Source organism: Dorea sp. 210702-DFI.3.125, assembly GCF_020560945.1.
In the GTDB taxonomy this organism is placed as follows: Bacteria; Bacillota; Clostridia; order Lachnospirales; family Lachnospiraceae; genus Dorea; species Dorea formicigenerans.
Genome location: NZ_JAJCNF010000021.1, coordinates 50,176 through 61,067, shown reverse-complemented (window position 1 = coordinate 61,067; position 10,892 = coordinate 50,176). Strand labels below are relative to the sequence as shown.

The window sequence follows — 10,892 nt, the reverse complement described above, 5'->3', positions numbered from 1 at the left end:
TTCCACCGAGAGCTATGATGGGCATTGACTCTTGCGGTATGCTCCTCAGTGCTATTCATGAAGAAGAAGGCGAAGAAAAGCTTCATCTTCTGATGGTAGATGACCACATTCCGGCAGGTGCGAAGCTCTATTAAGATGATGTAAAGATGTACCGTTTTACCAAATAGACGGGACATACTTCATTTGATAAAAAACTGAAAAAACAGCGATTTACATCAAACTTACATCATTTGATGCAGAAATCGGTGCAAGCAAGAAAAAATCGCATAATTAGTGCAATGAGTGGGCAATTCCAATTGGAGTTGCCCATTTTTAAAACAAACAGAAATACAAATCGGAATTTTTGAGAGAAATTTAAAAACCGTCTCATTGCATGAGTATATTTATTGAGATATGATTGGCTTGGAGGTGATACTTATGGCAAATGAAGATAAAAAAGATTTTAATGCTATGCTTATGGATAGCAAGGATATGCCTAAAGTTCAAATAATAACAGATGAAAAGAGCATTGAAAAATATGGTGGAGATAAAATGTACTTTGCCCCACCTATTGACTATGACAAAGTAATGCGACTTGTGCCTTGTGGTAAATTGCTTACTGTAGGTACAATAAGAGATTACTTTGCTAAACAAAGCGGTGCTGATTTTACAGAGCCAATCACAGCTGGAATTTTTGTTTCAATAGTTGCATGGGCGAGTTATCAGCGTGCAGAAGATAAAACACCTTATTGGAGAACATTAAAAGCAAATGGGGAATTAAATGCAAAGTATCCTGGAGGAGTTGAGGCACAAAAGGAGATGCTTGAGAAGGAGGGACATACTGTAATACAAAAAGGTAGAACCAATATTAAGTATTATGTTAAGGACTACGAAAAAGCATTATTTACATTGTAATAGATAATGTGAAACTTTCAGTTTGCCAACTTGCCCTTTGAGAGAGGAGAAATCCCTTTCTCAAAGGGCTTTTTCTATTTATACGGATATTCGCAAACTACAAGATAAAGCCAAAACTTCATATACTCTAAGCACAAGGAGGTTGAGGTTTGGCTATGAATAACAGTTTAGCAGAAGTACACCCGGAGCTTGTTTCGGAGTGGTCGGAAAAGAATTTAACGCTTACGCCTGATGACATTACTTTCGGTTCAAATAAAAAAGTATGGTGGAGAGGTGCTTGCGGTCATGAATGGCAGGCAAGCGTTAAGGCTCGTTCTAATGGAGAGAAATGTCCGATATGTTCCGGTGCGAGAGTGATTGCAGGTATTAACGATTTGGCGACATTAGAGCCACTATTGGTAAAGCAGTGGTCGAAAAAGAATAAGATAAAACCGATAGAGGTTTCTATTGGTTCTCATAAGAAAGTGATATGGAGATGTAAAAAAGGTCACGAGTGGGAAGCTGCCGTTAAGAGCAGGACAATAAATAAAACAGGTTGTCCGTACTGCTCTCATAATAAAGTGTTGGCAGGATTTAATGACCTTGCAACACTTCTGCCGGATATAGCTGCCGAGTGGTCGGATAGAAATTATCCGTTACTTCCAACTCAGGTTACGGTCTTTGCCAATCGTAAGGCTTGGTGGAAGTGTAAGGATTGCGGCAGAGAGTGGAACACCCTTATTTCTACTCGTTCCGGTGGGAGCAAATGCCCGTATTGCAGTGGGTACATATTCCTGAAAGGGTTTAATGATTTGCAGACAACACACCCTGAAATTGCTTCGGAGTGGTCGGAGAAGAACTTACCATTGAAGCCTGATGAGGTAAATGCAAAATCGAGGAAAAATGTCTGGTGGAAGTGCAGAAAATGCGGTAACGAGTGGAAATCAGTTATCAATGCCCGTGTGAAAGGTACGGTATGCCCCGTTTGTGCGGAGAGAGAAGTCCTTGCCGGATATAATGATTTGGCGACAACAGACAGTCAGCTTCTTAGCGAATGGGATTATGAACAGAATAAACTGAAACCTACAGAGGTATCACGAACTTCGGCAAAGAGAGCGTGGTGGAAATGCAGGCACGGTCATTCGTGGAGTATGAAGATAAATGAAAGAACGATATTGAATAAAGGCTGCCGAATTTGTGAGCAGGAGTATTTGTCATTGTTTCCTGCTTTGGCTGTCAGCTATTATTCTAATAAGAAAGGCTTGAAAGCAGAACTTGGTTCTGACCGATTGCTTGGAGTTCCGCTTGAAACATACATAGCTTCAGAGAAGTTGGCTATTGAGTCAGAAAGTGCTGACGAGAATATAGAAATAATGAAAGCATATATGTGCAAGCAAAGAGGAATAAGGCTGATTAAGTTGCCGATGAAAGGCACAGAACTGGATTATGCCAATAATTTAAAGAAAGCTTTTCAGAACGTACATATATTTATTTCTTCTGATACCGAGGAAGATGTGGAGATAATCAAAAATACATTTGAAAGATGGAGGGACAGCCAATGAGAGAGAAAACCTATCATCTATACTTAAATGAAGAAGAACGAAGCCGAGTGATACAATTGCTCATTGAATTGAAGAACAATTTAGCAGCTCAGGGACGATACACCGACGCAGTAGATGATGTTCTATGTAAAGTGCTTGAAGCAAAGAAAAAGAAATTGAAAATTGAATACATTTAGAACGTGATTTGCCGTCTGTTTCCTAACCGGAGCAGGCGGCTTTTTTATTTCAAAAATTTTTTGGAAGAATTTTTTGGAAAAGAGGAGATTTTGGGTGTGCATTTCATACCCCTTTGTCCAAATGAGTGAAGGGGTTCATTCCGGATAGCAAAAACGGAAGCCTTTTCGCTTGAAAATTGAATAAGTCATTCACTAAGACTTTATTTCTGATGATAGCCACTTTAGCAGGTACGCCGTGATTTCTGTATTTCAGAATAGCGAGAACTCCGGCTATGAGTATCAGGTTGCCCCTGATATGGCGATGACAGTCAGAATGATAATGATACTTCTCTACGGAGCTGGCGGAGTACCCGGCAGAGGTTAGAACCCTATGATACAGATAAGCAGTCTGTTCCTTAGTGATTTCCCATAAGCATTTTGCTTGGCAAGGGGTGTTGAGAACAAATATTGCTATGACCGATTAGGAAATGAGTCGGTCAGGTACATAGCCATAATGCGGTGGCTATGAATTTTCAGAAAGGAGGGCAAAAAGAAGTGTCAAACTGTAAAACGATTTCCGTATGTAACCAGAAAGGCGGAGTCGGAAAGACTACCACAACCGTTAATCTCGGAGTCGGGCTTGCAATGCAGGGCAAGAAAGTATTGCTCATAGACGCAGACCCGCAGGGAGATTTAACGACTTGTCTTGGTTGGCAGGATACAGACGGCTTGGGTATCACGCTTGCAACGAAACTCACAGATGTAATCAATGAAACGATGACAGACCCTATGGTTGGTATCCTGCACCACGAAGAAGGTGTTGACCTTGTTCCGGCAAACCTTGAGCTTTCAGCAATGGAATTTAACCTTGTGAACGCAATGAGCAGAGAAACTACACTCAAGAATTATCTGAGTCAAGTGAAGAACAGATATGATTATGTAATTATAGACTGTATGCCTTCACTTGGTATGGTTACTCTCAATGCTTTATCGGCGGCAGACAGTGTTATTATTCCGGTTCAGGCTCAGTATTTGCCTGCAAAGGGTATGACACAGCTTGTGCAGACCATTTCAAAAGTAAAGAAGTATATCAATCCGGATATTAAGATAGACGGTATGCTTCTTACTTTGGTGGATAGCCGAACAAACCTTGCAAAGAGTACGGTGGAAGCACTCAGGGCAAACTTTGGTAATCAGATAAGAATGTATCGAACACAAATCCCGATTGCCGTAAAAGCCGCTGAAACTTCTTCCAAAGGCAAGAGTATTTATGCTTATGAGCCAAACAGCACAGTGTCTAAGGCATACGCTGAATTTACAAAGGAGGTGTTAGCCGATGGCAGGAAGAAAGAGCGACTTCACTCTCACGAAGCTCGATGATTTATTTACCACGCAGGCACAGAGAGATGAAGAACAGCTTTCAAAAATCCGAGATATTCCATTGGAGCTAATTGATGATTTCCCCGACCACCCGTTTAAGGTCAGGGACGATGAAGATATGATGCAGCTTGTGGAGAGTGTCAAGGAAAGAGGAGTGATTACTCCGGCAACGGTAAGGCAGAAAGAGGACGGCAGATACGAACTTGTTTCAGGACACAGACGAAAGCGAGCTTGTGAACTGGCAGGATTTGAAACACTGAGAAGTGAGATTGTAGACCTGAACAGAGATGAAGCGACCATTTTAATGGTTGAAAGTAATTTCCAGAGGTCAGAGATATTGCCGAGTGAAAAAGCCTTTGCCTATAAAATGCGTTTGGAAGCAATGAAAAGACAAGCAGGCAGACCTACAAAAAATAATTTAGTCCCAGTGGGACAAAATTATTCAAGGGAAGAACTTGCTGCACAAAGTGGAGAAAGTCAAACACAAATACAGCGTTATATTCGTCTGACAAACCTTGTTCCTGAACTGCTTGAATTTGTTGACGAGGGGCGTATTAAAATGCGTCCTGCCGTAGAACTTTCCTATCTTGACGAAGATTGCCAGCGTGATGTGGTTGACGAAATCGACCTGAATGACGCAACCCCGTCACACGACCAGACAATCCGTATGCGAAAGTTATTCAACGAGGGCAACCTTACAACAGAAGCAATCCACGCTGTTATGTCTGAGGAAAAGCCGAACCAAAAGGAAAAAATCGTGTTGAGGGGCGACAGAGTAAGACAGCTTATCCCGAAAAACATTCCCGTCAGTCAGACGGAGGATTTTGTCTGCAAGGCATTGGAGCATTACAACAAGTTTTTGCGTAACCGTGCAGAGCGTGACAGCAGATAGCCTGTTTTACAGTTCCCCTTTCTCACACTCTAACCCCTTAGTTATACTTCTACCTACCGAAAATGATATATATTATCTCACTTGAATATAACTATCTCAAAGTATATGTCTATCTCTAAGGGGCAATCGCACAGTATGAACGGACTGGAGGTGTATGGTAAAATGAAAAATTAACGAAAAATCCGCATTTGTTTTTCGGCAGGTAAATTCTGTCGTAAGAGAAAATCCACAAAGGCACATCGTAGCGATACGGTGTGTTTTCAATTTTTACAGGAGGAAACGCAATGATAAAGTCAAAATTCAAAAGAGTCACGTCGCTTTTCTTGGCGACCCTTATGTGTGTGACCACTTTTGCAGGCATTGGCTCGACAACAGCATATGCTGCTTCGGGAGAAAAAGCCGATGTTTATATGGTCGATTTCCCTCGTGATGGCGATGCTAATTACGATGGGGTATGGGGACACAGCAATTTGACCTTGAAAAATGGTTGGCATACCGGACGTTCCAATTTTACCAATCTTAAGGCTATTGGCTCATACTCAGGCAATGTTGCTTATTGTATTGAGCCGGGAATTTCGCTCAAGGTCGGTCAGACAATGAATAAGTATGACGAAAATTATTTTAATAACCTTGCATCCAATGGGGTTATTTCCGGAGATGAAATCCGTCTTTTCGTTGGTCGTATTTTACAGTATGGCTATCGTGGGACAATCTCGACATCTTGGAGGTCACAGAATGAAGCAGCAGCAAACAGCATTGCACAGGCTTATGCCACACAGCTTCTTATCTGGGAAACTGTTATCGGAGAGCGTGATGTGAACTTCAATCATGTATCAGCCAGTGGTTGCAGCAATGTGAAAGATGTCATCAATGCAAGGCATCCGCTCCGCAATAAGATTTTCAGTTATTACAACAGTATGGTGCAGAGTGTACAGAACCATGCGACCATACCAAGCTTTTGTAATAAATCATCCGGTTCGGCAAAGACAATAGAACTTGAGTGGAATGGAAGTAAGTACACAACTACCCTGACAGACTCAAACAATGTGCTGTCCAAATATAATTTCAAGGCAAGCATCAGTGGAGTGAGCTTTTCAGTGAATGGTAACAAACTTACGGTTTCTATGGATACAGCACCGAGTAAGGAATTTACCATTACCGCAACCAAGAAAAATGCAGTCCGCAGAGGTGTGGTTGTATGGTCAGAGGGCAAACACGGTCAGAATTCCAGTGTGCAGGATGTTGTCAGCTATGCTCAGGAAGTAAGCGACAGTATCAACGGTTATGTGAAGATGAAAGTCAGCTATGGTTCTTGTCAGATTGTAAAGACCAGTGAGGACGGCAGGGTTGACGGTATTAACTTCACGATTACCGGAAACGGTATCAATCAGACGGTTACAACAGCTAATGGCGGTAAGTTCCAGATTGATAACCTTATGCCGGGTATCTATACTGTAACCGAGCAGGCATACGATAAGTACGAGCCGCAGGAAACACATAGAGTTACTGTTGTAGCAGGACAGGTTGCAAAGGTCAATTTTAATAACAAATTGAAGCGTGGCGACCTTCAGGTAGTGAAGTCCTCAGAAGATAATCTTGTTGAAGGTATGAAGTTCCATCTTTTCGGTACTTCTCTTTCCGGTGCTGCTGTTGACCAGTATGCAGTTACAGATCAAAACGGTGTGGCAACTTTCAAAGATGTGCTTATCAGTGGTTCTGAACCATATACCCTTGAGGAAGTAGACACGGCTATCCGTTATGTTGTGCCGAAAAATCAGATTGCACCAGTGAAGTGGAAAGAAGTAACCACAAGAAACTTCAATAATATTTTGAAGAAGTTTACTGTAACAGTAACAAAGAGCGACGCTGAGAAAGGCGAAGCACAGGGCAATGCCAAACTTTCGGGAGCAATTTACGGTATCTATAAGGGAGAAACGCTTGTAGATAAGTATGTTACTGATGAAAACGGTCAGTTCACTACCAAAGAATATGTTTGTGATACCGACTGGACAATCCGAGAAATCACACCGTCAGAGGGATATTTGCTTGATAAGACTATCCATGAAGTAGGTGCAGACCCGAAACTTTATGAGGTGGAACACAACCTTACTTCCAATGATGTAACCGAGCAGGTAATCAAAGGCAATGTGGCTATCATCAAACATACCGATGACGGAGAAACAAAGATTGAAACACCTGAAAAGGGTGCTTCCTTTGAGATTTATTTGAAATCTGCCGGAAGCTATGACGCAGCCAATAAAGACGAGAGAGATACCATTGTTTGCGATGAAAATGGCTTCGGTCAGACAAAAGATATGCCGTATGGTATTTATACCGTACACCAGACTTCTGGTTGGGAAGGCAGAGAGATGATGGATGATTTTGATGTGTTCATTTCACAGAACGCACAGACTTATCGTTATCTCATCAATAACCGTAACTTCGAGAGCTTTGTCAATGTAGTTAAGGTGGACGCAGAAAGCGGAAAGAGTATTCCGTATGCAGGAGCAGGATTTAAGATTTACGACCCGCAGGGTAATCAGGTCAAAATGACCTTTACTTATCCGACACCGACCACGATTGATGTGTTCTATACCGATGCAAATGGTTCTCTTGTCACACCTGAGAAACTGGATTACGGCAAGGGGTATTCTATCGTAGAGGTACAAGCTCCATACGGATATGTACTTGATGATACTCCGGTATATTTTGATATTACCGAAGAAAATTCCACAGAGGAAGGCGGCGTAACTGTTGTGAAAGTCAATAAGCCGAATATGGCACAGAAAGGTACTATCACGGTTGAAAAAACCGGAGAAGTATTTAGTGGTGTCAATGTAAGTGGTTCTGAGGACAGTGATGTTATTTATCAGCCTGTTTATGAAGTGACAGGACTTGAGGGAGCAGTTTATGAAGTCCGTGCTGCGGAAGATATTAGCACACCGGACGGTACGCTCCGCTGTTCAAAGGGCGAAGTGGTAGATACTATCACAACAAGCTCCGATGGATTTGTGAAGAGCAAAGAACTTTATCTCGGAAAATACGAGGTCAAGGAAATTACAGCACCTTACGGAATGGTAGTCAGTGGCGAAACCCATACGGTTGAGCTTACTTATGCAGGTCAGAATATCTCTGTTACCGAAACTTCCACATCATTCTATAACGAAAGACAGAAAGTGCAGGTAAGCCTTGTAAAAGCCATTGAAAAGGATAAGACATTTGGTATTGGCGACAACGGAGAAATCAAAAACATCAGCTTTGGTCTTTATGCCGCAGAAGATATTGTATCTGCAAGCGGTACAGTTATTCCGGCTGATGGACTGATTGAGATTGTCAGCGTAAATGAAAATGGAACTGCTGTTATGAAGTCAGACCTTCCGTTTGGCAAATACTATGTCAAGGAGATTGCAACCGATGAGCATTATGTTCTCTCTGATACGAAATATCCGGTTATGTTTGAATATGCAGGTCAGGATACCGCAACAGTTGAAATCAAAGTGAATGATGGAAAAGAAATCAAGAATGAACTTATCTATGGTTCTGTATCAGGTAAGAAGATTGACGAGAACGGAGAAGCACTTGAGGGTGCTGTTATCGGTATCTTCAAAGCCGAAGAAACAGAATTTACAAAGGATACTGCACTTATGACGACTACCTCTGCAAAAGACGGTAGTTTTTCTTTTGCAAAAGTTCCTTATGGCAAATGGATTGTAAGAGAAATCGAGCAGCCAAAGGGATTTGTTCTTGATGAAAAGGCGTATGAGGTCAATATCAGCAAAGCCGAGCAGGTAGTTGAAATTGAGATTGTCAATGAGTATGTTCACGGCAATATCAGACTCACGAAGGTGGACGCTGAATATCCAGATAACAAACTTACGGGTGCAACCTTTGAGGTATATAAGGACACCAATGAGAACGGAAAGATTGATGATGGCGATGAACTTATCGGAAATCTTGAAGAAACCGAAACCGGAATTTATGAGATGAAAGAGCTGCTTTACGGAAAATATATTGTCCGTGAAACAAAAGCACCAGAGGGCTTCCTGCTTGATAAGGGAGAATACTCTGTTTTCATTGAGAAAGACGAAACAACTTATTCCGTTGAGAATAAGGCTGGTGTTGGATTTATCAATGAAGCTATGCGTGGAACACTGAAAATCGTCAAGACATCTTCAGATGGTAAGGTTAAAGGTTTTGCGTTCAGAGTAACCGGAGCAAACGGTTATGATATGACATTTGAAACAGATAAGAACGGCGAAATTGTGATTGAGGGACTTCGTATTGGCGAATATACCGTATCCGAAGTGGCAAACAATGCCTCTGCCGCATATATCACACCTGCCGACCAGAATGTTACTATCAAACTTGATGAAACAGCCGTTGTAAAAATGCACAATGAGTTGAGGGATACTCCGAAAACAGGAGATGATACCAATATGAAACTTTGGTATGTCCTTGCCGGACTTTCTGCTGTCGGTATCGCCGTAACTTCTGTTGTTGCATACAAAAAGAAGAAAAAGGAGGGTAACGAGTAATGGAAGCAAAGACAATTATCGCTATCGCATTAGTCGCCGTTATTGTCGGCGGCTTTATCTTTCTTCAGGTTAAAAACCGTAAGAAGTAAGTAACAAGCGAACATTAATCAGTCGGGGCAGAGCGTAAAAAACTCTGTCCCTTTAATTTTTGGAGGAACATTATGAAACAACAGAAAACGGTGGAGAGCCGAGTGCTTGAAATCTTAAAGGAATGCCCGATGTCGAGGTATGATGATATGCTTCTTATTCTGCATTATTACAATCGGTACGGATATATACCTGCCGGAAATCTTCCGCTTGAGGATATTGTATTTAATTACCGAGCATACGGACTTCCTTGTTTTGAAACCATACGCAGGGCAAGGCAGAGAGTACAGTCCCTTTTTCCTGAGTATTCACGTAATCCGCAGAAAGAAGAACAGAGCGGCAGTATTTCTATTGTAATCAACATTAGCTAAGGAGGTATTTTCGTGAAAGACAAAGCAACTTTTCAGAATAAGGTCAAGGTGCTGAATAAACTCTTTGACTCCGGTTGTGATACGGAGAAAAAGTTGCAGCAGCTTGATATGGAAGCAATCCTGAAAATCCCGAATATCACGATTCCTGATATGGGTGTGATTATGGAGCTTCAGAAGAATACAAAGTCCGGTAAACTCTTTTCGTATTTGGGCGGCGGTTCTGATGAAGCAACAAAAATGAGAGGTAAGGAAAATGAAGCAACAGGAGAATAGAGCAGAGCCGCAGGAAAAGCAAATTCGATTTATAGACAGTCATTACAATTTGAAATTCTATATTCCCGATGGAGGGAAAATCAGGATTACTTTTCGTGATGGACACACAGCAGACAGAGTGTGCAAGTATATTGATGACTACCATTTGTATGTCGGAAATTGCTGCTATCATATATGCGAGTTTGCTGAAAAAATGGAGCTTAGTGGAAGTAAAGTTGAACCTGTCAATCAATCCGAACCGTCAAAAAACAAGACCAGAAACAGAGAAAAACAGCGATAAGGAGGTGCAAGAGTAATGGCACGAAAATATGACCTTATTTCTGAGCTTTACAACCGCACCTGCAAAACGGTTGTGTCAAATCCTCAGAACTGGCAGGCATTCTTGGCTTCGGCTTGCCGAAATTATAAGTTACGTTATGACGAACAGCTACTTGTATATGCACAGCGACCTGATGCAACAGCGGTTCTTGAGATAGAGCAGTGGAACAAAATTTTTGGCAGATGGGTCAACCGAGGTGCAAGAGGTATTGCTGTTTTTGCTGATGAAAACCGTTCACGGCAAAGACTGACACATTACTTTGATATTTCAGATACTCACGAAAGCAGATATTCAAGAACAGTCCCGATTTGGGATATGCGTCAGGAATACGAAGCTGATGTGATTGAAACATTGGAAAGCACTTTCGGAGAGATTGAGAATAAGAGCAGTCTTGCCGAAGCAATTATGGGAGCAGCAAGAAATGCGGCAGAGGATAATATCCCTG

At 41.8% G+C, this 10,892-nt stretch carries 9 protein-coding genes and 1 pseudogene; all 10 read left to right on the top strand.

Annotation, left to right across the window (positions count from 1 at the left end; all coding sequences use genetic code 11):
- Window positions 1–134: pseudogene (locus LI164_RS16350) on the top strand (methionine--tRNA ligase subunit beta); the annotation flags it as partial.
- Window positions 135–417: 283 nt separating this feature from the next.
- Window positions 418–894 carry an MGMT family protein gene (locus LI164_RS10760; RefSeq protein ID WP_035401488.1) on the top strand — a complete coding sequence of 159 codons (477 nt, stop codon included), beginning with the start codon at window positions 418–420 and terminating at the stop codon, window positions 892–894.
- A gap of 155 nt (window positions 895–1,049) precedes the next feature.
- Window positions 1,050–2,435 carry a zinc-ribbon domain-containing protein gene (locus LI164_RS10755; RefSeq protein ID WP_147567903.1) on the top strand — a complete coding sequence of 462 codons (1,386 nt, stop codon included), beginning with the start codon at window positions 1,050–1,052 and terminating at the stop codon, window positions 2,433–2,435.
- Window positions 2,432–2,611, top strand: a complete 180-nt coding sequence (locus tag LI164_RS10750) for a hypothetical protein (protein ID WP_035402001.1) — start codon at window positions 2,432–2,434, stop codon at window positions 2,609–2,611. The genes LI164_RS10755 and LI164_RS10750 overlap by 4 nt, the downstream gene beginning before the upstream one ends.
- 534 nt (window positions 2,612–3,145) lie before the next feature.
- Complete coding sequence (locus LI164_RS10745) at window positions 3,146–3,970, top strand: ParA family protein (RefSeq protein ID WP_054754259.1); 825 nt, start codon at window positions 3,146–3,148, stop codon at window positions 3,968–3,970.
- The gene (locus tag LI164_RS10740) at window positions 3,927–4,862 is read left to right on the top strand and encodes a ParB/RepB/Spo0J family partition protein (protein WP_055290558.1); all 936 of its coding nucleotides are present in this window, start codon (window positions 3,927–3,929) and stop codon (window positions 4,860–4,862) included. Before LI164_RS10745 ends, LI164_RS10740 begins: the two co-directional genes overlap by 44 nt.
- Window positions 4,863–5,146: 284 nt before the next feature.
- Window positions 5,147–9,397 (top strand): SpaA isopeptide-forming pilin-related protein, encoded by a 4,251-nt coding sequence (locus LI164_RS10735; protein WP_227081524.1) that lies wholly within the window; start codon window positions 5,147–5,149, stop codon window positions 9,395–9,397.
- Window positions 9,398–9,558: 161 nt separating this feature from the next.
- Window positions 9,559–9,855: a hypothetical protein gene (locus LI164_RS10730; RefSeq protein ID WP_055062735.1), complete on the top strand. Its 297-nt coding sequence runs from the start codon at window positions 9,559–9,561 to the stop codon at window positions 9,853–9,855.
- Window positions 9,856–9,867: 12 nt separating this feature from the next.
- The gene (locus LI164_RS10725) at window positions 9,868–10,128 is read left to right on the top strand and encodes a hypothetical protein (RefSeq protein WP_023920501.1); all 261 of its coding nucleotides are present in this window, start codon (window positions 9,868–9,870) and stop codon (window positions 10,126–10,128) included.
- On the top strand, window positions 10,109–10,408 hold the full coding sequence (locus tag LI164_RS10720; RefSeq protein WP_015512771.1) for a hypothetical protein: 300 nt from the start codon (window positions 10,109–10,111) through the stop codon (window positions 10,406–10,408). The genes LI164_RS10725 and LI164_RS10720 overlap by 20 nt, the downstream gene beginning before the upstream one ends.
- Window positions 10,409–10,892 lie beyond the last annotated feature (484 nt).

What these genes read in the sequence shown, in the direction of transcription:
- LI164_RS10750 (WP_035402001.1), top strand. Translation starts at nt 2,432, where the DNA reads ATGAGAGAGAAAACCTATCATCTATACTTAAATGAAGAAGAACGAAGC.
- LI164_RS10735 (WP_227081524.1), top strand. Translation starts at nt 5,147, where the DNA reads ATGATAAAGTCAAAATTCAAAAGAGTCACGTCGCTTTTCTTGGCGACC.
- LI164_RS10730 (WP_055062735.1), top strand. Translation starts at nt 9,559, where the DNA reads ATGAAACAACAGAAAACGGTGGAGAGCCGAGTGCTTGAAATCTTAAAG.
- LI164_RS10760 (WP_035401488.1), top strand. Translation starts at nt 418, where the DNA reads ATGGCAAATGAAGATAAAAAAGATTTTAATGCTATGCTTATGGATAGC.
- LI164_RS10755 (WP_147567903.1), top strand. Translation starts at nt 1,050, where the DNA reads ATGAATAACAGTTTAGCAGAAGTACACCCGGAGCTTGTTTCGGAGTGG.
- LI164_RS10740 (WP_055290558.1), top strand. Translation starts at nt 3,927, where the DNA reads ATGGCAGGAAGAAAGAGCGACTTCACTCTCACGAAGCTCGATGATTTA.
- LI164_RS10720 (WP_015512771.1), top strand. Translation starts at nt 10,109, where the DNA reads ATGAAGCAACAGGAGAATAGAGCAGAGCCGCAGGAAAAGCAAATTCGA.